Below are 25,873 nucleotides of genomic sequence, written 5' to 3' on the forward strand. Positions count from 1 at the left end.
TATGATTTAAAAGTTAATAATTCCCTGAATTTTGTTCAGATCATAATTCGCCGTTAAGACTTCAATCTTCTTTTTATGTGGTTTCCCATGTGCGTTATCAACCATTACACTTGACTGCATCTGCAACGTGTACCAGCCCTGATTTTTGATGTATTGCTTTAATTCTGGACTTGGATAGCTGCTGAGTAAAAACTTTCCCTTGATAGTGGAAAGACATTGAAGGAGGGAGGCATAATCCTCTTTTGAATACCCATCATAATGGCCACAGTCAGAATTGTAATATGGAGGATCACAATAATGAAATGCAGAAATATGATCCCGCGAATTAATGATGCGAAGAGCATCGGTATTCTCGATCTGAACGTTCTGTAATCTGATCGCATATTCCTCAGAAAATGAATTGCGTTTATTGCTTATTTTTTTAGCAGTGGTAGAGCTGGATTTATCGTATCCCCAGCTGTCACCGATAATTGAACTAAAGGATTGGTTGCAGAGAACCCAAACTGCCCAGGCACGCTTCAGCCGATCAAATAAATGTGGGTTGCTGTAAATGACAAGTGCATCGTTATGTAATGATCTGCTGTGGAGGCTTATTCTGATCAACTTTTCTAATTCTACGAACTGGTTCTGCACCATTTCGTAGAAATTGATCAGTTCCCTATTGTAGTCGTTGATAACTTCAACTTCGGTAATTGGTTTTGACCAAAATTTTGCCCCGCCGCCAACAAAGGGTTCAACGTATGTTTTGTGTGGTGGAATCAGAGGGATAATTACCTTCGCAAGTTTTTGTTTTCCCCCATAGTATGTTAAAGGAGTAATTATTTTTTTTATCGACATATCTGTTGATTTGAAGGTTTGAAATGAAGACTACAGGAAGAATGATCGTAAGATCGTAGCCGCAACAATTAAGAATATACAGGCGCCAAACCAGCTGGCGGCAGTTTTGCTGGTATCTGGGTCGCCACTGCTAAACTTGTTGTACACTTTCACGCCCCCTATCAACCCAACGACCGCGCCGATCGCATACACGAGTTTAGTTGCAGGATCAAAGTAGCCTGTGATCATTTCGGTTGCTTCTTGAATTCCGCTCTGTCCATCTCCTTGCGCAAATGCGCCGACACTTGACAACATTAATACTGTCGCCGCTAAAATTCTTTTTCTTTGTTTTTCCATGATTTAAACGAATTATTTGTTATTCATTTCCTGCTTCTTGCAGGCTTTCATGGCAAATGTGAGGTGGAAAACAAAGCCCTCTTTTAAATTGGAAATCAGAGGTTTTATTTGGCGTTCAAAGGCATTAAAGGAAGCTTTAATGGCTTGAATAGAAAATAAAAAAGTGCTGGATCAAGAGATCAGCACTTTTATTTTCTGTTCATTTTTTTTAGGTTATATTTTTCTGCCCTTGTTTTGGTTTTTAGGCTTTTCCTTCTGTTGATTATCCTGTTTTCTCTGAAGTTCCTCTTTATTGTCCTTAATGATATCGACAATATAGGTTTGCTCCCAGGGAATTGTCTTTGCCTCAAAATGGTTTTTAACACCAAGCCATTTTAAGTCTTCTTTCAAATCCCATCCGCCAGCACGGTTCCAGCCGATTGGATCCAGTTTGGTTTGAAATGGAAATTCTACAGCAATTAGATCTTTTGGGATACTGAACAAACTCTCATAATCCAATTCCCGAAACTCCTTTTTTATGGGATCATATGGTATAATATAGGCGTCCTTTTCTTCTGAATAATAATGGTCAATTTCATCAAACCTTATACCCTTTGATACCAAATCAGTGGCTGAACGGAGCATGTTCATCCGCATGTCAACAGTAAAGGTATGACCTTCGATTTCTAACGTCGGTAATTGACCTTGCATCCTTATGTCAAAGGCTTTTTGATCCACCATAAAATAGAAATCGTCGTGCGTTTTAACCTCATCAATAGAAACATTATATTTCTTTGCCATGCCTTCTGGATCAAGTTCGACAAACTCAGGAAGCAGTATTTCTTTGTGCTTGTATATAACTGAGTAGCCGCCTTCTTCATTGTCCTGCATTTCTTTCAACTGGATTTTATTATCGGGATCGAACTTATCACGATATTCAAACGTATTAATATCAACAATGAATGCCGTTCCCTCGATCAATAATTCCATTTGTCCCTCTTCATTTCGGCTAATAGGTATAACCTGCTTAATTTCATCATGACTGAAAGCAAGATTATGTTCCAGTTGTAGGTCGTGGTACAATAGACCAAATTTAAGAGGCAATTTCTGAGCGTGATTTTTTCCTATCGGATCTAGCCTTCTTATGTGCGGAATCTCTACAAGCCTAACCATTTCCGAAGGATTGATACCGTCTTTTACAATATCAATAACCCGCCCGCTTATCGGTTCATAAAATACGTTAAATGCTTTATTTTCTTCACTGTAATAATTCTGCATCCCTCTAAGCTCTATATCTGGTTTTCCTTGAAGTGACCATAATATGTCATTGTCGGGATCAACGACATACTGATTACCACATATGTTGACTTTGACAGGATGACCATCAATTCTTTTATTGTAGATTTCCTGATTCACCATTAATTCAAAATCAGTTTTTTCGACCATATCTTTGGAAGTGCAATTGTACTTTTGACTGAATCCTAATGGATCGAGGTCGGTAATCCTAGGAATTTCAACATTAACGCTGGTCTCAAAAGAAGGATCAAGGATTATTTTTCCAGTGTCATCAAAACTGGGATCGATCACGATAAAATCGTGATTTTTAGACAATAGGCTATACTTAAAGGAATAGTGTGTTCCATGATCCTTCATAAAGGTAAAGATGATTGCATTGCCTGGATTATTTTTTTCAATGAGCGCCAACCTTTCTATGTCAAATTGAAAAATTGTTCCCTCAATCTCAATCTCCGGTAATTTTCTGTTTTCGTTATCCATAATTGTTTGATTTAAAAATTATATGGATAAAAATGACCTGAAATCTGGTTGCATTAAATAAAGATGAACTCTAAGGAATTATTTGGCTTTGAGGGGCGTTATGTTCGAAGAATGACATGAATAGAATTCAGTAATTCAATTAAATTGGAAGTGAAAAACCTGTATAACGGGGTACTTTATTCAGATATACTTTGATAATTTAAATTGAATGAGTTTACATCTTTGGGCCTTTACGCTTTTTATAATTATAATTTTGCCTTTTTTAGGTGAAGTTTTCATTTAAGTTTTCACATACTACGGTTAGTTTTCCTTCCTGATTGTCTGCAATCAAATGACCTTTTTTAAAATGACAAAGGGGAGCTTAAAGAAACTCCCCAATGTCAAAATCATCACTATTACAAGAGGCTTGCGGTTCCGCCTCGTCTGGCAAATTCTTATTCAAAAGATCTGCAATCTTCCGGGAGGAACCTTCCATAGCATTTTCCAATAAATAGAACAGATCGGTATTTTGTATCTTTCGAACTACAGCCACAGCCTTTTTAAATGAAGCAGGTTCCAGACTATCGTTCTGCAATACCTGCCCGGCATAGTTGAGCTCTTGAAAGGAAACCCCTCTGGCGTAACCTCTGCTCTGATTTGGAAAACCTCTATTTTTAAATTCCTGCTCTTCTTCCTCGAAGTCAATAGTCTCCTCAGAATTTTCAGCAGAATTTTTCTCTGGAACAGCATGTTCTGAACCCTTTCCATTGGCTTTCATTTCAAAATTATCCTCTTTATCAATTACATCATTTATTTGGCTGTCAGTGGGTTTAATTGGCGCTGAAAGGCGGCCGTCGTACTTCGATTTGCCCATAATTTCTTTCGGATCATTTTTTTTAATAATCACCGCCTTCTTGGTGATCCTGTTTATCACTACTTTATCTTTTAACAATAGAACAATAATTATTAAAAGGAATGTTAAAATCAGAACTTCCATCATAATATTGGTTTAAATCGCTCGTCGTGAAAATCTTTGATATCAAGTCCATATTCTTTGAAGTGGAGATCCAAAATATTGTCTAGATAGGAGTAGAGCGTACTTTTCTCCTGTCTGGCCAATTGGACAATTCTAAGCAGTCTTTCGTGAAATTCAGGCCGTATATAAACAACTTTCCCTTTTTGTCCAGCTGGAAACCTGTTGCTCAGGAACAAATATTTATAAAGTTCCCTACGGCTGATATTATATTGGTTGTGCGGTTTTTTTTTCATAGTAATACTAAAAAATGGGTTTGAATTTATCGTTAAAATTGTCAGTGATGGCCTTTTCAAAAAGTTCGAAATGATGTTCAAGAATATTATCCAGATAAGCATAAAGTGGGATCTTATCATCACCGATAACCTGAACAATCCTTGAAAGCCTTTCATGATATTCCTGCCGGATATAGATACTTTTCTCTCCTCTTCGGTTCATGGAATGGCTTTTTAGAAAACGTTCTCCGTAAGTAAGGTCAGCTAGTTTCTTTCCCCGGCCTTTATCCTTTATTATGGGCGCACTTTCCGGGGGCGTCACAATGTTAATTGGCTGATTTGGGTCCCTTGTTCCTTCGGCCATTACTTGCATCAAATACTCTTCGTCAACTTTGGGAGTATTATTTTTTTTATCATTTTTATCCATTGTCCTGCATTTTAATGGTTTTCAGAAATTCTTCAATGAACATATCCAGTTTACATGACTTTATAAGTCTCTTATCCGGCGGTAGCAGAGTTGACCGAAATACCGTCCTTGCCTCTGATTCGCCTTCTTTGCGAAAACGCTTGCTGTCCATGACCCTTGTTTCCATCAGAGTTAAACCCAGTTCATAAATAATTTTATCATAATGGTCATACAGGACCGATTTTTCTCGTCCGTCAACCTGATTCCAGAAGAGCCGGATAGTTTCAATAGCAGTATGACCATTTTTTATCAGGACATTGGTCATAACATCTGTGAAAGAAAGTGTACTTTCAAGCACAACACGATCTGCGGTTATCGGTGAAAAAATATGGTTCATTCCTGCCAGCGTACTTAAAAGTCCGGGTGTATTTACCGTTCCCGGAAGATCAAAAAATACAATATCAATCTGAATGGATGAAGATTGTAGAAATTGGCTGGCTTCCTTTAAGGCTATTTCAGGTTTACATTGAAAAATAGGATAAGCTTTTCTATTTAAAGTCTTAAACTGGTGATAAGCTAATTTTTTAAAGACCTCATTTTGCATAATTGCAACCTGGTCCCTTTGCCGCATCTGAGCCAGACTATACTGAGGATAATCGCAATCAAAAATAGCGACATTTAAACCTTGGGCATAATGTAGCGTACTGGCTAAAATTGCCGTAAAAGTACTTTTTCCAACGCCGCCTTTTTGACTCGAAAAGGCAACAAATAATGTTTTTTTCTTGTTTTCCATTTTTTATCATCTTTAAATTATTTATTTTCTCATGCATGCATTCCTGATAAATACCTGTCATGAGGGAGTAACTGATATTTTGACATATGGCCTTCCCAGCAGAAAGATACATTGCACACATGTCGGCTTTTTTTCCTGACTGTCCCCCGGTGATCTGCCGTTCAACCTTTCAGTCGTTCACGACTTCAACAGATCCTGATCTACCGACAGTTAGCAAAACGGCTTGCTATTAGTCATATCAGCAGGCATGGATTCATCCAGTCCAATCTTCCATCATGAAGACATGCTGATGATCAGGAAGATTAATCTTCTGGCTCCCTTGAGCCAGCGCTCACTTGATAACTTGCTAGACATATTGCTTGTCAGAAGTTTTGCGCCCTTGATACCGTGACCACTGCCAGTTTATCAAGCTTGATCGCCCACTTGATAGCTCAAAGGAAAAATAATTTTTAATCGGTTCTCAACGGCTGGAATTAATTGGCCAAACGTGGCACTTTTTGGCCGTGCTGGGTATGGTGTGCTAATGAAAAAGTAACCTTTACTTTGTAAAAACAATTTGAAGGAAAGGATAAAGAATGTTTTGTTCTGAACAGATCTATTATGGGATATCTCAGAACTTTTATTATTCAATCCGCCATAGATGGCGGAATCCTTTCATCGGAAAGGAGCAAGTTATCTTTTGAGCAGCTCGAAATAAATTCCGCTGCTCAAAACAACTTGCCCTATCGGGGATTTAAAAACACTCTCCGAAGTCGAGGTTTTCATCATTTAATAAAGTTTTGATAATGGATAATCAAAAGAAAGGTCAGAGCAGAAAGAGTGGACGTAAGCCAAAAAACGATCCGGCAAGACATCGGTATTCAATTAGCCTGAACGATAAAGAGAATGCACTTTTTTTATCGCTTTTTGAAAAGTCAGAAATGAAAGTAATGGCACATTTTATTACTGCTTGTATTTTTGAGAAGACGGTTAAAACGGTCAAGATTGACATGAATGCTGTGGAATATCATACCAGATTAACAAATTTGTACAGCCAGTTTAGGGCAATTGGTGTCAATTACAATCAAATCGTGAAAATTTTGTACCGTAATTTTTCGGAAAAAAAAGCCTCAGCTTACTTATTTAAACTAGAAAATCAGACCGCAGAACTTTCAGAACTGTGTCGAAAAATTTTAGCGTTAACACTTGAATTTGAGAAAAAACACCTGGAAAATGATCGCTAAAATTGGAAAAGGAGCAAATCTGTATGGAGTTATTACTTATAATTTTCAAAAAGTCGCAAGCGAAAATGGTCAGATTCTCGCACTTAATAATATACCTGAAAGTTTTAATGGTGTATATTCTGTCAGCTATTTCATGAAACATTTTGATCCTCATCTGGCTGCTAACAACAAAACTGAAAAACCTATCCGTCATATCTCTTTAAATCCAGATCCAAACGATAGACTTAATGATGAAGAATTAACAGCTATCGCAAAAGAATATATGAATAAAATGGGATATGAAAATCAACCTTTTATTGTGTTCAAACATACCGATATAGAAAGAACCCATATGCATGTTGTCACAACCTGTGTCAGATCAAATGGAAAGAAAATTTCGGATTATAAAGATCACGGGAAATCAATGGTCATCTGCAGGGAGCTTGAAAAAGATTACGGGTTGATGGCTGCAACTGAAAAAGTAGGTGGAGTTGACCTTAATTTCCGGGCTGTTGATTATAAAAAAGGAAATATCAAGAGTCAGATTTCAGCTGTAGTAAGATACCTTCCCCAATATTATCAATTTCAGACTTTAGGAGGATTTAATTCCTTACTGTCATTTTTCAACATCACAGCAGAAGAAGTGAAAGGGGAAATTAATGGTCAGTCAAAAAATGGTCTTGTTTATTTTGCCCTCGATGAAAAAGGAAATAAAGTTAGTAATCCATTTAAGGCTTCTTTATTTGGGAAAAAAGCTGGGTTGGAATTTTTAAACAGACATTATGAAAATAGCAAAATTGCAATGAAATCCAATCCTGTAAAATCTATTTTAAAAAATACTTGTGAATCTATTTTAGCAATCACAAACAGTGAATCGGAATTTAAAAAACAATTGGCAGAGCATGGAATAAACCTTGTTGTACGTAGAAATGACGAAGGACGTATTTACGGGGTTACTTTTATCGATCATGAAAGCCGTTCGGTCTGGAATGGCTCACAATTGGGCAAAGAACTTTCTGCAAATATCTTTAATGATTATTGGGAAGTAGGCTTAAAGGCAATTCCTAAAAATAATGACTATTCTACCAGCCATCAAAATGATCTATCAGTTCATCATTACTTTGATTTTATCGATTTAGGAATTTTATCCAATCTTACCGAAAATTTAATTGAAGGATTTGGATCAATGATCCCAGGATCACTGGGAGATGACTTTGAGGAAATGGCATTTGAAAATCGGATGAAGAAAAAGAAGAAACAAAGACGTAGAAAAATGTAATCCGATGTGTCTAATACTCAGGTTAAAATTAGATTGACCAAAATATTTTTATTAGGCAAATAACAGTTTATTCTTCGTAATTAGCTTCGATATCTCCTCATACTATTGGCCAAATTTAATCAATACAGGAGATAAAGGGATTTATAAGTACAGCAAAAAACGTCCGGTAACCTTATAAGCACAAAAGGTGAGAGAATTTTTCTTTAGTTCGAGGTTCAGAATTAGAAAGATTAATTAGTTAGGTGATCAATGATATCAATCACTAATATATCGTTTGTTTTTTTTTCATACTTTGAGAGGTAGAAACTGATTAAGGCAACTAGCTCTTCTATTGAACAAAGCCGTTCATAAATACTATCGTTTATTTTTACTAATCTTCGTTGGCCTGGTTTCAATTCTAAAAAGATATAATCTGTATCAGGTGAAATCGAATATTCTGCATATATTATAATTTTACTATTATCAAGCAATGCAAATTTCCCTTTTAACAATCTGTCTATATTGTTGTATCGGGTCTCTTTAATAATCATTTCTAGATTCATCGTAATTTCATATTAGTTTTTCAGCCTAAAAGATTTTTACCTCAATGACTTTGTAAAACAAGAAAGGCATGGTACTGAAGCCATTCGTCTAAAGAGGTACCGCTAAGAACCCAGATGCCGAAAAGACTTAGCCCATGCCCATAGTAGGCACAGGCGTAAGTCTATCGAATTGCATCTGTTTTTGAAAATTAGCGGTTTTCTTTAGATTAAATTTTCGATAGCTTACGCTCGTTTATATTGTAATATTCTATTAATATTCCGACTGCTAATATATTAAATTTTTAGAAATAAAAATTCTTCTTTGGTAATCGTGTTTTTTTAAGGAAAATATAATTATTAATAATACCCGAGTTGTGGTATAAAATCACTATTTAATCAAAAATTATCGCCTTAGATTTAATTATTTATTAAAATATTATTAATTTTGTTAACTAAACTATGTGGCTTACTAACCGACATACTAAAATTGAAGAACAAAATTATTATGTGCTTCTTCATCAATATAATCCATTAATATTTTCCCTTCTTTACAACAAGATCAAAAATAGGGACGATGTTTTGGATGTATTTCAGAATGTCATCATTCATATATGGGAGTACAGATCCAAGTTAAATTCCAGTAATATTGAAAGTGTAGTAAAAAAGACCTGTTTACAGGAGATCTCGCATTTCTACAAAAAAACGAATAGAGTTCTGTTTACCGATCTTCCTTTAGAGCAGTTTGATGCTGCTGTTGAAGACATTATCCTAGCAGAAGAAAAAGAACAATCCATTGCCAAAATAGAAAAAGCGATTGAAGAACTTTTTCCTCCAATTCGCAAAACAATTTTCAAGATGAACAAATTAGAAGGAATTACCCAAGAAAAAATAGCTTCTTATTTCAATATCTCAAAAAGAACTGTAGAAAAGCATATATCCCAATCCATGATTTACCTGAAAAATAAAATAAACAACTACTAAATAGGTTAAAGTATCATAAAATAAGTTAATTTTTCTTAAAAACCGTGTGGTTTTTTCTGATTTCGTCCTATATGTAATAAAGAAAAAGTTTATGGACGATAAATTTCCCTATCTCACCGAGGAAGAAGAAGATAAAGTATGGAAAAATGCATTTATCGTAATTCGTCGTAAAGAAAAGCAGAAGCGAAAACGCAGGATTATAACCTTTGGTGGCATGGCTGCCATCGTAATCTTTAGTAGTGGTTTACTAGGATATAATTTGCTGATAAAGCCGGATGTATATATTGCCAATTCAAGTAACCTAAAGATAGTACTGCCAGATAAATCGGAAGTCATTTTACAAAAAGGAGCTAAACTCACTGTTGAAAAGTCTTTTCCATCAGATACACGTGAAGTAAAACTCGATGGTGACGCTATTTTTACTGTTTCTAAATCAAAAGAACATCCGTTTGTAGTGCATGGAAAAAATTATGAAACAAAAGTTTTGGGAACCGTTTTTCGAATCTACCAAAGTAAAAACACATTCAGTGTAGACTTATATGAAGGAAAAGTGCTAGTCTATAGATCTGAAAAACCCAATGAATCATTTGAACTAATACCAAAACAATCATTCTCAAACCTGGGCAATCCCGAAGTTGCAAGAGTTATCCCGACAACAAAATTAAGAGGAAATAATACATTATCAAGTTTATCTTTTAATGATTGTTCACTTGCTAAAGTGGCACAAATAATAGAAAACACATATAATATAAAATTATTAATCCCCGATCAGGATAGAAATATAAAGATAACTATTTCATCTACAAACGCTACTGCAAAAACGTTTATTGAAACTCTAGCTTTCCAGTTAAACCTTAATCTTAACCAAATCAATGATAAAACATTTCAATTGGAGTAGAAAGCTGTGGGCAGTAATTGTCTCCGCTCTCGCTAATGATACATAAGGTAAGCAAGCATTATAAGTTGAGTAAAAAATAAACCGACGGATGGCCCCGCCGGTCCTGTATTCAACTAAAACCTCGAATAGATATTAATTTAAATACTTTACAAAAATATGAAAATTTTGTATAAAGCCGGCGTGTTCTTTCTGATCGGTTGGCAGGGCCTGAATGCCCAACAGAACCTCTTAAAAATGAGAGTCAATTATGATGCTGAACCACTTCCAGCTGGGGAGGCCATTGAACTCTTTTTTAAGCAAAATAAAATTCAACAATTTGCTTATTCAAAGGAATTATTAAAAAATTACAAAGTTCAGCGGGTTACATGTAAGAATGAACTTGTATTGGACTGCCTTGGTAAGCTATTCAAGGACCTTCCATTCGAAACATTTATTTACAATAATTCAGTTGTTATCCGTGAAAAAAAACAAAAAAACTTTAGCAAGATTGATACTAATGTAATGTCATTGAACGATACTATCACACCCATTGCAAGAAAGGAAACTAAAATTGAAGAAATCATCTTAAATGCAGGATACTATAAAGTAAAAGCTAAGGAACAGACCGGCAGCATTTCAAGTGTCACTGCAAAGAATATCGAAAATCAACCTATCACAAACGTGTTATCTGCAGCACAGGGCCGTATGGCAGGTGTTAACATTATACAAAATTCCGGAGCACCGGGTGGTGGTTTTGACATTCAGATCCGTGGGCAAAATAGCTTGCGAACAGGTAACTTTACAACTCCTAATGGTAATGTGCCTTTATATGTTGTTGATGGTGTCCCTCTTGGTGAGATTTCCAATTCCTATTCCCTAATTTCAAATACTGCAATTCCTAACGGCAGTATCAGTCCTTTAAATAGCATTAATCCCAATGATATTGAAAGCATTGAAGTACTTAAGGATGCAGACGCCACAGCTATCTATGGTTCAAGAGGTGCCAATGGTGTTATATTGATTACGACAAAAAAAGGAAAAACGGGAAAAGTACGTTTGAACCTTTCTACCAATTATGGTATTAGCGAAGCATTATCAAATCTCAAACTGCTAAGCAAGGACCAATACCTCAACATGCGACGTGCAGCTTATGCTAACGACGGCATTACAACGTATCCTACAGATGCTTATGATATCAATGGAACCTGGGATTTGAGTAACGAAACGGATTGGGTAAAAACCCTTCTTGGACAAAAAGCGACTTTAAGCCATACACAACTTCAAGCCAGCGGAGGGAGTGAAACCACTAACTTTATGCTGAGTTTAGGTCACAATGAACAAACGACCGTATTCGGGCAGGGTTTCAAATATAGCAGCAATACGTTCAATTCCAATATTTCACATCGCTCCAGTGACAATCGCCTCATCCTAAGTTTCTCTAATTTGTTCACCCAACAAAAGAACAACATGGTATTGACTGATATGACAAGGAATGCCTACACGTTGGCCCCTGTTTCGCCAAAGTTATACAATGAAGATGGAAGCCTAAACTGGGCCGGAAATACATTTACAAACCCCCTCGCTGCCTATAATGGAACTTATGGAAATGATACCAAATTATTCCAAAGCAATATTAATACAGAGTATCGGATCTTTCAAAATCTTAAAATTAAAATGAATGCGGGACTTAATTACTCAATTATTAACGAATTGGCATTAACTCCCAATACTACTTACAATCCCAATATAGGAGCCGGACTATCAAGTGCCAACTCTCAAGCCAGAAAAAAAGATCAGCAAATATTCTCTTTTATAGTAGAACCACAACTAAACTGGCAGAAAAGCTGGGGCAACCATCAACTGGATGCACTCATCGGAGGTAGCTTCCAAAGAAATTTAAGGAATACCGACGAAAAATTAGGATTTGGTTTTGAAAGCAACCAGTTCATCACGAATATGGGCGCTGCAAAAACCGTTCTTATCTTGGAAGATTCAGATATAGAATATCGTTATGCAGCATTCTTTGGCCGACTCAACTATCAATTCAAGGGCAGATATATTTTAAACCTTACAGGGCGGAGAGACGGCAGCAGCCGTTTCGGCCCGAATAAACGTTTTGCCAATTTTGGAGCCCTGGGAGCTGCGTGGCTTTTCTCAAAAGAAGACTTTCTGATAAATCAGAAATGGTTAACATCTGGGAAATTACGAGCTAGCTATGGATCAACCGGTAACGACAATATTGGTAACTTTCAATATCTCGATAATTATATCGTCTCTACGTCTATCTATAATAATATCACTGGCCTTACACCTTCCCGCCTTTATAATCCCGATTACAGCTGGGAGATTACGAAAAAGTTGGAAGTAGCGCTGGAACTTGGCTTATTCAAAAATAGATTGAACCTTACATCCGCATGGTACCGCAACCGCTCTTCCAGCCAATTGGTCGGGTATCAACTTTCAGCCGTAACAGGATTTACAAGTGTCATCGCAAACTTGGACGCTAAAATTGAAAATACAGGTTTGGAATTAGAATTGTCAGGAAGTCCTATTATTAGCGAAAATTTTAAATGGGAATCGAGTTTCAATATCAGCTTTCCACGAAATAAGCTTTTATCTTTTCCCGGACTTGCTGGCTCCTCCTATGCGAATCAATATGTGATCGGAAAATCAACGAACATTGTCAGGCTTTATCAATTGGAAGGTGTAAACCCAATAACGGGTCAATATCAATTTACTGATTTTAATGGCGATGGCAAGATTACAGCAGCCGAGGACAAGCAGATCATTGAAGATACCAGCTTTAAATTCTTTGGTGGATGGAATAACAGCATACGTTATAAAAACTGGGATTTGTCCCTGCTTTTCCAGTTCGTTAAACGACAAGGCCGTAATTATAACGGTATCTTAAATATGCCTGGTACGATGAGCAATCAGCCAATTGAAGTACTCAATGTCTGGTCTCCAGAAAACCCGACCGGTACTTATATGCCTTATAGCACCAAAAATACAAACAGCCATAATTTATTTCGGTCCAGTAATGCTGTCTATTCAGACGCCTCATTCATCCGGCTAAAAAATGTTCAGCTCGCGTACAGGCTTCCATTGGAGGACAGCATCATAAAGGATGTAAAAATATACTTTCAGGGACAAAACCTCTTTACCTGGACTAACTTTTTCGGGGTTGATCCCGAAGCTTTAACCCTAGGATTCCTACCGCCGTTGCGAACATATTCTTTCGGGGTTCAGTTTAACTTTTAAATTCCTAAAAATGAAAAATATAATATATATCATATTCGCCATTGCAATTTTATGTGTTGCATCATGTGAGAAATTAATAGAAGTTGACCTTCCAAATAACCAGATCGATAGAGAAACAGTATTTAAAGACGTACAGACAGCAAATGCAGCGCTGGCTGCACTTTATGCTGATGTCATGAAAAGCTCGCCAATTGCTGGCGGAGACCTTGAAGCCTATTTAAGTGCTTATACCGATGAGCTTGATGATTATACACCAATCGCTTCAGACAGTCGAGACATCTTTCAAAACCAACAGTCAGATGCGAACAGCATCGTCTATAATTTTTGGGCCGGAGCCTATAAACATATCTATACAGCCAATTCCATATTAGAAGGTGTAACTGCATCTACGGCAATTGGACCTTCCGATAAAAACCGTTTGAGAGGTGAAGCGCTGCTTTTGAGAAGTGTCATGTTCTTTTATCTAAACCAGCTGTACGGAGATATTCCCTATCCACAATCTACCGATTATATAACTAATAACAGTATACAAAAGACAGCTTCCGTCACTGTGCTATCAAATATCGAAGGCGACCTAATCGAAACGGCCTTTCTCCTTGAGGCTAACTATCGCGATGCTGAAAGAATCTATCCGAATAACATGGTAGCAAAGCTCCTCCTGGCCAAAATATACATGGCAAAACAGGAATGGAATAAAGCAGAAGTTACCTTGAAAGAAATCATACAGAGTCCACTATATCAAATTGAACCGGATGTAACCAAGGTTTTTCAAAAAACCGGAAAACATATATTATGGCAGCTAAAACCACACAATAATACGTCTCTGAGACAGGCAACTGCCTACTATTTTACAAATTCCGCTCCTAATATCTATGCCATGTCTGCTTCTTTGATAAATGTCTTCCAAGCTGGCGACCGCAGGTTGCAGAGCTGGACAGCTCCTGTCACATTTAATGGTAAAACATATGTTAGAATTGAGAAATATAAAAATAGAAACAACACCAACACTAATGAATATTCTATTGTTTTCAGGATCGAAGAAGTGTATCTCTTGCTTGCCGAAGTTCTCACGCAACAAAATAAAATTGCGGAGGCATTACCTTATGTAAACGCTACAAGACAACGAGCCCAACTTTCCCCCCTAACTCCTCCGATAGCTAAGGATATCCTATTAAATGAAATTCTTCTTGAAGGCCACCGTGAGTTCTTTACCGAAGGTGGACACCGTTTTCTGGATCTGAAAAGGACTGGAAAACTCAATAACCTTTCGATAACAAAACCAAACTGGAAAGAGTTTCACAGATTATTGCCTGTTCCTCAAAAGGAAATCCTGCTTAATGCAAATCTTAAACCTCAAAATACAGGCTATTAATGATGAGAAATACATGCAAATTAATATTGTTATTGACAGAGTTTCTTTTGGTATCCGCGCAACAACAGGTAGACACTGTAGATCATTGGAGGGCAAAATTTGCTCACCTGTCAGATTTTGTATATCGATCCAAGAATGCTAATTGGATTGGCATTAGAAAATTGAGCAAACAGCACGGCGACAGTGTTTATGTGATCAATACGAAAAGCCATACTCAAACTGTATACAGGATAGGAAATTCACAACTTACATTCTTAAATGAAGAAGGTGTATTGGGCAAGCAGGGACAAAAAGTAATATTTCTCAATCTCCTAACAGGAAAGACATCCAGCTTTGACAATGTAATCGACGTTTATACGCTGGAAGAGTACAGCAGATATGCATTGTTATTTAATGACCACCATCTCAGGATCTATGATACTTTTGGAAAGCAGCTTCTCGAAATAGCCAATGTTGGCAATCTAACTGCCACTGATTCTAAAAACACAATATATGCAAACAAACTATATGACGGCAAATCAGAAATCGTAGCAACCACTGGTTCCCAACAGAAGGTTCTCTACCAAACGATAAATAAGATCAGGAAAATATCGCTTTCGGATTCCGGAAAACAACTACTTATTATTGAGACAACTCAGGATAATGATCAGGATAGATTAGTAATTTTCCAAGTTGGGAATTCCCAGAAAAAAATATTGGAACTTAACATTCCAAAAAATGCTGTGGTCAATTTTTCCACAATAAACGATGGCACTTCATATCTTATCAGCGCACGTGTTGCTGTCGATACAAAGAAAGAACCCCTTGTCGATGTATGGTATGGAAATGACCCTTATGTAAACGAACATTTTAAGATGTCTTCTAAACGGAATTTTTGGATCTGGCACCCCAAAAGAAATGAACTGCAGAATATTCCGGTGCCAGAAAGCATTGAAGTTGGGTCGATCAACAATGATCGTTATTTCCTAACCTATTTTCCAAGGCGCGGCTACAACTTCCTTACAAGCGAACCTGAACTCAATGCTGCACAGATTTACGATCTGAAAATGAATTTATATACTGATATTGGAGATATTAAGCTCACCAAGCGCATAGGCAAAGAATGGCCACTACTGCTAAACCATTCCGTTTATACCTCATCTAATGGAAAATGGTTTTTAGCAAGTCACGACGGCATAAAATGGTCATTATATCGTTCCGATGGGCGCAAAGTGACGGTGATAGAGAAAACAGGATTGGAGCAACCCGTATTCTCAGCGAAGTCAGACCATATCTATTTTGAAAGCAGCAATGGTCTCTGGGATTTTAACATCAGACTAAAGAAATTGATACCTCTGGAAATAGGAGCAGGAAAAAGGACAAAGATCAAGAACTATACCCTTCAAATTGATGGTTATACAGCAATTTCTTTTTTACCTACGGAAAAACTTCTAGCTGAAATATATGGTAGGGATGAAAACGTTATTTCGTATCAGCTCTTTCAATACGGGAACAGGTACGAGATCATTCCGGCGACAAAAAATAGAATTGATAAGCTGATTTATGATCCTTCAATGACATCCTTTTATACAGTGGAAGAAAATTACGACCTTCCTCCTGCACTGTTTTCCTATGACAAACAAGCTAAAAAGACTTTACTTTTTGACGGCGATATCAAGGATAACAGAGCAAAAAAAATAAAACAGGAGATTTACAAGTATCATGCTGCAGGAAAGAACCTTAGCGGTATTCTGTTTTATCCGGCCAACTTTGATCCAAAGAAGAAATATCCTATGATAGTTCGCATTTATGACATGCAAAGGCACCTTTCAAATTCTTATCTTTCTCCCAATAAGATATTTCCAGAAGGTATGCAAATAAGGACCTTATTGGAACGGGGATATTTTGTTTTTCTTCCTGACACTACAGTGGGTGAGAAAGGTCCCGGACTTTCTGCATTAGAATGCGTGCACAATGCTCTGGACGCAGTGCGGAACAATCCTTCAATCGACCAAAAAAAAATCGGTCTCTGCGGGCAATCCTACGGCGGTTATAAAACCAATTTTATTGCCACCCATTCAGACCGTTTTGCTGCATACATATCCGGAGCAGGGATCAGTGATTTTATCAATCATTTTTACTCCTATAATATTAACTGGAATAAGCCGCTATATTTCGCATCTAATACGTTCTATCAAATGGGAACGAACCCTGCTACTGATGAGGAGAGATACCTGAAAAATAACCCCATCCTTAGTGTTGAAAAAGTAAACGCACCAATACTACTATGGGCAGGTAAGAAGGACGGGAATGTTCCTTATACGCAGACGATGGAATTTTATATAGGACTTAGACATTATAAAAAAGATGTAGTTGCCTTATTTTATCAGAATGGAGATCATTCATTTCCTGATGGTACTCCAGAACAAATTGATCTGAGTAAAAAAGTACTCGACTGGTTCGATTATTTCCTGCTGGGGAAAGATGATATCGCTTGGATAAATAAACAAATAGAAAAGGATGCCGAATAGGCATCCTTCTTGATTAATTAATGCTTCTTTGAAGAGCTTCCGAACAAGTAGTTTCATTCAGTTTAATCTTGTATAGCTGTCCACCTCCCGAACCATCGTACGTACAAAGTTCACCGGGCTGCTCATCACATTCCTGATTTACTTGAACACACTGGGTTCCTTCCATTCGGAAAGTTGGAACTGCTTTCGCTGATTTACTGACTAGATTACTTGCATAGGCTCCACCAAGTCCCAATGCTACAATAAGACCTGGTAATAGTAATTTTTTCATGTTATCATAATTTATTGGTTACTGCCTAATCTATTACAGGGTTTTCGGCAATCCCCTATATATCCCTATCCATCGGCAATCCCAGACCACCGATTTCTTTTTTTTACTCTATTTAAAAGCTCCCTGTCTTATCCTATACCGTTCCAATTTATGGCCAATAAGTCCATACAGGTACTGTCCATCAGTGATCATTGATGAAATTCCTTTACCATTCTTGTCCCGAATGTAGAAGCTGCCGATATAACGCTGCAAATCCGTCCTGTAAACGTCTATGATAGAAGAAGTCTTCCACGATTCCATTGGCTCATGTTTTCCTTTCAGATTCGAGCGGTTAAACAATAAATCCTCATAAAGAGCAAAACCTTTGTTTACGCTGAATGGAGGAGCATTCATTTTGACCTTTCCATCAGAAAGCTTTGTGATGGAGATTTTAGCAGTACGCGTAGTATCTATTGTGTTTAACCTATTGAGTACATTAAGTGCGCTGTCCAAAACTATATATTGGTTGCGATAAAAGTAGGTATATACAATCTTACCTTTTTTTGAATCTGAAGCCAAGAGACCATCTACATCAAAAACTCCATCTACCTGTTTTTCTAAAACATCCGGTTTTAGGGTTATCTTCGGTTCTTTATCCAGGTCAAGTAGCGCTAGCGTATATTGATTATCAGTCCTGCGTTGCGTCCTCAGAGCAAACTGCATTGAATCCAATACGGTTAGCTGGTTGAAAAACGCATCGCCATAACTAATTGTAGTCGCCAAGGAATCGCCAAGCTTCCCCCGGAAAATAACGGGAACACTTCCGTCATGAAGATAATAGTAAGGTGACTTCACTTGAAGTTGAACACTTCTGAACGGAAGATTCTTGTTATCAATATTTATCTTGGTCTGCGAGAGTTTTTGTAGGCCAGTATCAACCCTTGTGATTAGCAGTGGCGCTGTTAAATTTCCGAGGTAGATCACGCCATGTTCTATTCCAGCAAAATAATAGGAATTGACCCCTAAATCTATGCTTTTATCTTCCATGACCGGATGTTGCAGGAAGCGTCTTGTAAAATTGTTTTCTTGTTTAATGATATGTTCTGAACTTAAAAATAACCCAACGACTACTCCACAGCTGAAAATTATTGTGACGATCGATTTGGATAGGGGTGAGGTTAATTTTTGCAGTGGATTTGCTTTTCTTTCTCTGACTAAAATGGCCGTAAAAGCAAGGAGTACTACTACAATATTGAAAATAAGATGTTCCGTCCATCCTAGTTGTTCCAGAATACCACCACATGAACAAGGTACAAAGTCGCTGTAATTTAGGATAAGATAGATATATATTGTGAAAGCGGACATCAATCCTAATGATCCATATAACGCACCTATTTGAGTTTTAGGAAGGCAAAGCAATATTGCTAGAAGCAGTTCAACAATAATTACAGAAAATGAAATAAACCCTGCATAGGCACTTAACAACGGAGATTGTGCAAGTTGCACCTGAAAATTCTCAAAGTCTATAAGTTTGCTCATTGCAGCATATGCAAAAAGAATCGCTATGAAGTAGGCAACGGGATTTGTATATTCTTTTAAGAATCTTAAAAACTTTTTCATCACAATCGGTTCTATGATTATTCTATAATCAAAGTTCAACAACCTTTCGTGAAAAAAAATATCTAGAATGAGCTAATGTATTTCAAAAAAATGCTTTTTTATTATTAATAAATTCCCGATGATAGGAATATTATTATCGATAATATAATATTTGTTTAAATCTAGGTACTTCATCCAGAGATATTTTATAATGTTGATTAAATAATCTATATAGGTTTAGATAATCTCCGAATTGATTTCTATAGGCAACCTCCTTCATTGTCATATCTGAAAATAGAATATCCTGATTAGCCCCAATCATCTTCAACTTCATATAAAATTGATAAAACGTATCTTCAAGATAAACCTTGCAATCTTTTTGAAATTGTTTATAATTCCTATTAAATGACGTTACAAAGTCCTTTAAAGACTTATTTGCCTTTGTGTCGTATAATTCCAAGAACTTTTGAATATAGTCAAAATCTCCTGGAATAATATTAAGGAGTATTTTTGGTATTGCAAATTCATGTAGCATAAAAGTGATGTTTTCACCGTATGGATCAGTCGCAGCAATTCCCGTTAATAATGCGAAATTAGAGGTTTTTGAATATTGATGATGTATTGGAAATATCCGATTTTTTAAATTATTAGCAATTTCTTCCATTACAAAAGATAAACCCGATAAAATTTCATCGTCTTTTGGCTTCTTAAAATCTTTTATTCTCCGTACAATAACGCAAGATTTTTTTTGAGAATCCAGATCTTTCGGCAGAAATCCTGTTTTTTGAAAAAATTCAATATAGTAATCCATGAGTTTATTCAACTGAAGTTGAATCACATCTATTTGATTAGTGTGAAATCCAGGAGAGACCCAGGGTAGTTTTGCAAACTCTCCTATAGCGTCCTTGACAGTTCTCTCTACCTGTGATAATAAATACGTATTCATAATTATTGGCCAGTTAGTATAACAAATTTCTTATAGAAAAGAAAATCCAATATTTTACTAAGTAATGAAATAAATTTGATTTTCTATAAAAAAAATAAAATTATTCTAAGATTTAATATGATGTAGATGGATTAAGATTAAAAATGAAACATTTTAGTTACCAGAATATTCCCACTTTTTTTGACGAGTTTTATTCTTTTTTATGTAAATGACTTAAATTTGGGTCGTTATTGATGCGTTCTATCTCCATCTCTATAATTTCAGTAATATCAACTTTAATCTGCTTATAATTGTTGTTAATTATTTCTTGCATATTATTTAATCCATTTTCATCATTAAAGGTTAATATCTGTGGTATTTTTTTATAGGCTTTTACTTCAGTAGCAACTTTTTCATTATCCACAACAATTTCAGCATGAAATATCTTTTGTTCTATACGTTCATCAAAATTATCAGCGACAGCTCCGACAAACATACCCTGTGTAAGTGTAGAAATTTTCGACGCAGGTATCAAGCTGTCTAATTGAGTAGATATTGAAGTTGATTTATCGTTCCGGTTAATTGTCATACTCTGGCGTTTTTGGAGTACCTTGCCAAATCGTTCTGATAAGTTCTTGGCTGTTTCGCCCACAACCTGTCCACTAAATATATTTCCTACTGTATTTTGGATTACTTTAGCTTCTTTATCGCCATAATCTCTAATAAGTTGCGAATAATCCTGAAATCCAAGGCAAACCGAAACTTTATTACTTCTTGCTGTAGCAATCAGATTATCCAGTCCCCTAAAATAGATTGTAGGTAATTCATCAATGATAACAGAACTTTTAAGTTGCCCCTTTTTATTAATTAGTTTTACAATTCTTGAATTGTATAAGCCCAAGGCCGCAGAATATATGTTCTGACGATCCGGATTATTACCAACACATAAAATTTTTGGTTCTTTCGGATTGTTTATATCCAAAGTGAAATCATCTCCGGTCATAACCCAATATAATTGAGGACTTATCATACGAGATAACGGAATTTTTGCTGATGCAATTTGACCCTGTAGCTGATCTTGAGCACCACCTTCCCAAGCATCCATAAATGGTGACAAATAGTTTTCCAATTCAGGATATGATGTCAATATTGTAAAAACATCAGCGTATTTTTTATTTAAAAGCTCTATGGCGTGAGGAAAAGTGCAATATTTACCATTTTTGTATATTTTAAGATACCAAATTACAGCTGCCAAAAGGATAATTGGACTATCGACAAAAAAATCCCCTTGGCGCTGTATCCACGACCTGTTAAGGTTAAGCATGATAGTATATGCCGCCTCATAAGCATCGGATATATCAGTCATGAAGTCGGGATTAAGCGGGTTGCATCTGTGACTCCTACGTGGGTCGTCAAAGTTGATAACGTAAAACTTAGGCTTAACTTTATACTTATTCGCGTGCTTCAGTAAATGGTTATACGCAATGGTAGAAAGGTCGTCAAATTTAAAATCATAGATATACATGCTAAATCCTTTCTCTATTTGCTGCTTAATGTAATTGTTTACGATTGCATATGATTTTCCGCTGCCTGGAGTACCCAAAACAATCGACGCTCTAAAAGGGTTGACAACATTCACCCACCCATTATTCCATTTTCCTTTATAGTAGAACTTGGTTGGGAGATTGACTGAATATTCATTTTCCATCAATTTGGTTTCCTGCTGGAAACTTTCGTTTTCGTTATTAAACACGTCGTCCATCAAGTTATTCTTCAATAAACGACTTAACCAAATTCCTCCAACCATCAGTGATATGTATCCAATACTTGTAGTAAGAATATATAGAAAGAAACCTAATTCAGGAGTTAATAGTAACAAAGATGTATTAGCAAAATATAAAACGAATCCTATTATTAGAACAGCATTTATTTTTGGCCAGGTAATGTTTTCGTTTTTTACACCTTTGGTTCCGAGGCAACTTAAAGCCAAAAGTAGAAATGCAAATGCCTTTGAATAAATTGTATGTGAGAATAAACCTGCTGTTCGTTGAAAATTGCTTAAAATTCGATTGACAACTTCAATTGTCCAGCCTTTATCATCAAAAGCACTGTAACAAAACCAGTAGAAATGCATAAGCAGCAGAATGATACTTACTGCTCGCATAAACCCTATAATCTTAGCCAGACCTCTTAAATCATCGTCTCCTTGCATATCAATATAATTATTGTTGCAAGCGAAAATAATGGTGGTAAGAATCCGATTTTTATGGTGACATTAAAAGGCATTTAAAGGTCCTATTTGACTATATAGAACAGACAAAATATAGAATTTTTGACGTTATTCTTTTCCGAAAACATTTTGAACTTCATCAACTAGAAATGAAAGCTCTTCTGAAATATATGTTCCCTTATAAAGCTTATTTTGTAAAATTTCGATACACCAATAACCTAGCTTATCATCCCACCATACTAAACCATGAAAATTATAAGCTATGAATTCAGCAATAAGAGGTTTATTCCATATTTCATCTGCAACTTCCAAATTCAATTCGTTATCGAAATTGGAATACAATGGTCCGTTGTTAGAATATAGCTTGAAGGTTTCCGGTATTCTGATGTCGACTTTCATACATAAAGGTACTAAGAAAAGTAAAGTTTTTATTAATTAATCTTGGACAAAAAGAGAACTGCTATTAATTTTAAAATTAATAGCAGTTCTCTTTTTTTTGTTTCTCGGTAGTTGTAAGGTCTTTTTTTCGGCATAAGGGATTACAAATTATCGTTTTTTTTAATCCATTCCAAAATATACGCTTTTAGTTCTCGATAAAGATCATCATATGACGTACTATATGCGAAATCATCGGTTAGATCATATTTTTTGAAAACATATCCACAGTCATTCAGCATTCTTAAAGCAAATGGCCTAAGCTCTCCATCCATGAAATAGGTGTCAAACTCGTATGTGACGACTTCTAAAATCGTATTGAATTTGGAAAAATAAAGATCTTCGAAAAGGATTGAATTAGCAATTTTTTCAGCTTCTTCTTCACTGTTGTTCCCTTGTAGAGCTCTTTCATAGGCTTTGAGTGCCCAATTTGACCGCTTAGAAATAAAATTTTAGTTATAAGCTTTTTCAGGAAAGTTTCTATCCAGCAATTCTTGAAGACTTGATCGAAAATAAGACAGGTTTTTAACTAAAATATCCATACATATTAAATTTTTAATTTTATGATGGATAAACTTAATAAAGGAAACTATAGTCTTTTTAATCTTGGCATTTATTGGCTTTTAAAGGACAAACTTGACATTAAATCATCTTAAATATTACTCTTTAAATTTTAGAGTTAGTACGTTTTATATTCGGACTTGTTGAAACGTGTTCGTTTATATATGCATTGCGCACTGCATATATACGAACCAATGGATTATTTTTTAATCATCCACTGACCACCATTTTTGGGTGGCGGATCTTTGTAGCCATTATCATCAAATTCTCCATAATTTGATGCCTGCTGTAATGTGTCAGCATTTTTGTTACTTAATTTACTTATTGATTCTTGAACCCGAAGGTTCTGATCAAAAGCCTGGTCATCGCCCTGCTGTCTGCAAGAGTGCATAATAACAATTCCCGCTAAAATTGTGATTATTGTTGTAATAGTTGAGATAATCTTTTTCATGTCAAAATTTTTAGAAGATTTATCCCCGGGGTTTAATAGAATTCTGAACCCGAAATTATTGGACTTTTACCGCATTGGAAACCGTTGTATGATACGCTTCTAAAAGAATTATGTCCTTTTTCTAGAAAATGAACAACCGTAATTATTTAGGTTTCTGTACGTTGACATGAATTAATGTTCTTTTTAATGTTTCTTCAATAGGAGGCCATATATGGGTGTTTTTGTTTAATTTTATATGAAAGACATCCTACCATGAAAGCCTTCTTTAAACTATATCTGCTATGTTTTTCGATTTTTTTTGTTTTGCCGCTAAATGGACAAGCTCACGGAGAGTATAGTGAGTACTATATTCTGCGAAAGAATTATGAAGGTCTTTCCGAAAATGATCCACATGCTCTTCAGTTTATAAGGCAATATATTACCAAAGCTAAAAAGGAAAAAGACTACCAACATTTGGTGCAGGGATATTTAGATGGAATTTTATATTCACCATCTCCATATCAGAAACTAAAATTTGCAGATAGTACCATCTATGCCTCAAAATTGACAGGAGACAATGAAAAAATTAGTGCTGCGTATCTCGAAAAGGGAGTTGTATACTATTTCCAATTTAAAAAATATAATCTCGCATTGGATGAATATCTGAAAGCCTATAAGTTTTCTAAAGACATCAAGGATGATTTTTATAAAAACAGGTTGATTTACCTAATGGGCGTAGTTAATAGTTACACCGGTAATTATGTAGAAGCACTAGAACAATTTAAAGTCACAAGTGGATTTTTCAAAAAGGAAACTAAAAAGCCACTTCATCCCAACATTTTATATAACAATTTTAGGGGGTATTTCAATTCTATCCATCAGATGGCAGTTTGTTATCGAAATCTTGGCCAATTTAAAAAAGCAGATTCCATCGTTGCCGAAGGACTTTATCAAAGCGCCTCCAGTAAAGAATATATGCAGGAATATGGATATTTTTTAAAAGAAAAAGGAATTCAACAGTTCAGAAACAAACAATATGATGAAGCCATCTCGTCTATAAATTCATCCATAAAATCCATTTCAGCTGTCAATGATTTCGCATGGGTAACAGTTTGTTATGCATATATAGGGAAATCATATCTTGCACAAGGGAAAGATGATTTTGCCATCACATATTTTAAATTGGTTGATTCCGTATTTCAGAAACATCATTTTGTATTGCCAGAAGTGAGAAATAATTATGAATCATTAATAGACTACTATAAAAGTGAAAATAATCTTCAAAAGCAATATTTCTACACAACGCAATTAATAAAAGCAGACAGCGTGTTAAATAAGGATTTTAGATATTTAACCTCTAAGATCCACAAAGAATATGATACTCCGATGCTATTGGAAACAAAGCTCTATTTAGAAAAGAAGATTTCCCAAGGAAAGAAGTACACTCTATTAATTATTGCCTTTTGCATTTTTATATTATTGTTTATAATTATTCGGTATAAAAAGAAGCAAGATCTTTTAATAAAAAATTACAATGCCCTAGAACAAAAAATTTTGAATAAAGATGTAGAAACTTCAAAAGATGATCTTCCAAAGGTTAATAAGTCTACTAATCCATATATTCCACCACATACTATTGATGATATCTTAAAAAAATTGGAAAAGTTTGAACAAAATAATGGTTTTGTTGTAAAGGGCTTGACATCTGGAATACTTGCAAAACAATTTGAGACAAACTCAAAGTATCTTACAGTTGTTATTAAACAATATAAAGGTATGAACTTTCCTGATTACCTAACCAGATTAAGAATAACTAACATTACGGAGAAACTTTATAATGATAAAAAGTACTTATCGTATACGCTGGAAACTTTAGCAGAGGAATGCGGAATAGTTTCACGAGACAATTTTAACAAGAAATTTGCAAAAATTAATAAATTAAAACCTGCCGATTTTATTAAACAGAGACGCAAAGCTTTAAAATTAGATGATGATCCAGTTATGGAAATAACTGTATGATTAAAATATTTATAAATCTATGAATACTTATAATCTATTATAATTTTTAAATAATCGAAATAATATC

22 protein-coding genes are annotated in these 25,873 nt (G+C 35.6%); 8 read left to right on the forward strand and 14 right to left on the reverse strand.

Annotation, left to right across the window (positions count from 1 at the left end):
* Positions 1-6: 6 nt before the first annotated feature.
* The 7 genes from ACMGDK_RS09765 to ACMGDK_RS09795 form a co-directional block, all read right to left on the reverse strand.
* Complete coding sequence (locus ACMGDK_RS09765) at positions 7-837, reverse strand: DNA adenine methylase (RefSeq protein ID WP_436807774.1); 831 nt, start codon at positions 835-837, stop codon at positions 7-9.
* Between the two features lie 30 nt (positions 838-867).
* Complete coding sequence (locus tag ACMGDK_RS09770; protein WP_436807775.1) at positions 868-1,173, reverse strand: DUF4134 domain-containing protein; 306 nt, start codon at positions 1,171-1,173, stop codon at positions 868-870.
* A gap of 213 nt (positions 1,174-1,386) precedes the next feature.
* A complete protein-coding gene (locus tag ACMGDK_RS09775) occupies positions 1,387-2,928 on the reverse strand; it encodes a hypothetical protein (RefSeq protein ID WP_436807776.1) in 1,542 nt (513 codons plus the stop codon).
* Positions 2,929-3,289: 361 nt separating this feature from the next.
* The gene (locus ACMGDK_RS09780) at positions 3,290-3,907 is read right to left on the reverse strand and encodes a conjugal transfer protein TraD (protein ID WP_436807777.1); all 618 of its coding nucleotides are present in this window, start codon (positions 3,905-3,907) and stop codon (positions 3,290-3,292) included.
* Positions 3,904-4,176 carry a DUF3408 domain-containing protein gene (locus tag ACMGDK_RS09785; RefSeq protein ID WP_436807778.1) on the reverse strand — a complete coding sequence of 91 codons (273 nt, stop codon included), beginning with the start codon at positions 4,174-4,176 and terminating at the stop codon, positions 3,904-3,906. The genes ACMGDK_RS09780 and ACMGDK_RS09785 overlap by 4 nt, the downstream gene beginning before the upstream one ends.
* A 7-nt stretch (positions 4,177-4,183) precedes the next feature.
* Positions 4,184-4,582, reverse strand: coding sequence for a DUF3408 domain-containing protein (locus tag ACMGDK_RS09790; protein ID WP_436807779.1), 399 nt, complete (start codon positions 4,580-4,582; stop codon positions 4,184-4,186).
* The gene (locus tag ACMGDK_RS09795; protein ID WP_436807780.1) at positions 4,575-5,354 is read right to left on the reverse strand and encodes a ParA family protein; all 780 of its coding nucleotides are present in this window, start codon (positions 5,352-5,354) and stop codon (positions 4,575-4,577) included. Before ACMGDK_RS09795 ends, ACMGDK_RS09790 begins: the two co-directional genes overlap by 8 nt.
* 785 nt (positions 5,355-6,139) lie before the next feature.
* Here ACMGDK_RS09795 and mobA point away from each other — a divergent pair.
* The 7 genes from mobA (at position 6,140) to ACMGDK_RS09830 (ending at position 17,357) form a co-directional block, all read left to right on the forward strand.
* A complete protein-coding gene (gene mobA, locus ACMGDK_RS09800; protein ID WP_436807781.1) occupies positions 6,140-6,577 on the forward strand; it encodes a conjugal transfer protein MobA in 438 nt (145 codons plus the stop codon).
* Positions 6,567-7,835, forward strand: a complete 1,269-nt coding sequence (gene mobB, locus ACMGDK_RS09805) for a conjugal transfer protein MobB (protein WP_436807782.1) — start codon at positions 6,567-6,569, stop codon at positions 7,833-7,835. Before mobA ends, mobB begins: the two co-directional genes overlap by 11 nt.
* Before the next feature lie 980 nt (positions 7,836-8,815).
* Positions 8,816-9,337: an RNA polymerase sigma factor gene (locus tag ACMGDK_RS09810; protein ID WP_436807783.1), complete on the forward strand. Its 522-nt coding sequence runs from the start codon at positions 8,816-8,818 to the stop codon at positions 9,335-9,337.
* A 91-nt stretch (positions 9,338-9,428) separates the two neighbouring features.
* Entirely contained in the window at positions 9,429-10,235 is an 807-nt protein-coding gene (locus ACMGDK_RS09815; protein ID WP_436807784.1) for a FecR family protein, read from the forward strand.
* 156 nt (positions 10,236-10,391) lie between these two features.
* On the forward strand, positions 10,392-13,475 hold the full coding sequence (locus ACMGDK_RS09820) for a SusC/RagA family TonB-linked outer membrane protein (protein ID WP_436807785.1): 3,084 nt from the start codon (positions 10,392-10,394) through the stop codon (positions 13,473-13,475).
* A gap of 10 nt (positions 13,476-13,485) precedes the next feature.
* Positions 13,486-14,847, forward strand: coding sequence for a RagB/SusD family nutrient uptake outer membrane protein (locus ACMGDK_RS09825; RefSeq protein ID WP_436807786.1), 1,362 nt, complete (start codon positions 13,486-13,488; stop codon positions 14,845-14,847).
* Positions 14,848-15,008: 161 nt separating this feature from the next.
* Entirely contained in the window at positions 15,009-17,357 is a 2,349-nt protein-coding gene (locus ACMGDK_RS09830; RefSeq protein WP_436807787.1) for an alpha/beta hydrolase family protein, read from the forward strand.
* Between the two features lie 13 nt (positions 17,358-17,370).
* Here ACMGDK_RS09830 and ACMGDK_RS09835 read toward each other — a convergent pair whose 3' ends face one another.
* From ACMGDK_RS09835 to ACMGDK_RS09865, 7 genes are all read right to left on the reverse strand, one after another.
* Complete coding sequence (locus ACMGDK_RS09835; RefSeq protein WP_436807788.1) at positions 17,371-17,628, reverse strand: DUF6520 family protein; 258 nt, start codon at positions 17,626-17,628, stop codon at positions 17,371-17,373.
* A gap of 108 nt (positions 17,629-17,736) precedes the next feature.
* Positions 17,737-19,227 carry a MauE/DoxX family redox-associated membrane protein gene (locus tag ACMGDK_RS09840; RefSeq protein WP_436807789.1) on the reverse strand — a complete coding sequence of 497 codons (1,491 nt, stop codon included), beginning with the start codon at positions 19,225-19,227 and terminating at the stop codon, positions 17,737-17,739.
* Between the two features lie 133 nt (positions 19,228-19,360).
* Positions 19,361-20,152, reverse strand: a complete 792-nt coding sequence (locus ACMGDK_RS09845) for a hypothetical protein (RefSeq protein ID WP_436807790.1) — start codon at positions 20,150-20,152, stop codon at positions 19,361-19,363.
* Positions 20,153-20,342: 190 nt separating this feature from the next.
* Positions 20,343-22,343: a conjugal transfer protein MobC gene (gene mobC / locus ACMGDK_RS09850; protein ID WP_436807791.1), complete on the reverse strand. Its 2,001-nt coding sequence runs from the start codon at positions 22,341-22,343 to the stop codon at positions 20,343-20,345.
* Between the two features lie 126 nt (positions 22,344-22,469).
* Positions 22,470-22,760, reverse strand: coding sequence for a hypothetical protein (locus tag ACMGDK_RS09855; protein WP_436807792.1), 291 nt, complete (start codon positions 22,758-22,760; stop codon positions 22,470-22,472).
* Positions 22,761-22,900: 140 nt separating this feature from the next.
* Positions 22,901-23,242 (reverse strand): DUF1896 family protein, encoded by a 342-nt coding sequence (locus tag ACMGDK_RS09860; protein ID WP_436808260.1) that lies wholly within the window; start codon positions 23,240-23,242, stop codon positions 22,901-22,903.
* A 314-nt stretch (positions 23,243-23,556) separates the two neighbouring features.
* A complete protein-coding gene (locus tag ACMGDK_RS09865) occupies positions 23,557-23,808 on the reverse strand; it encodes a hypothetical protein (protein WP_436807793.1) in 252 nt (83 codons plus the stop codon).
* Positions 23,809-24,060: 252 nt separating this feature from the next.
* Here ACMGDK_RS09865 and ACMGDK_RS09870 point away from each other — a divergent pair, with 252 nt between their 5' ends.
* Positions 24,061-25,806, forward strand: a complete 1,746-nt coding sequence (locus ACMGDK_RS09870; RefSeq protein ID WP_436807794.1) for a helix-turn-helix domain-containing protein — start codon at positions 24,061-24,063, stop codon at positions 25,804-25,806.
* Positions 25,807-25,873: the final 67 nt, after the last annotated feature.

This window comes from Chryseobacterium hilariae (assembly GCF_051400735.1).
Taxonomy (GTDB): domain Bacteria; phylum Bacteroidota; class Bacteroidia; order Flavobacteriales; family Weeksellaceae; genus Chryseobacterium.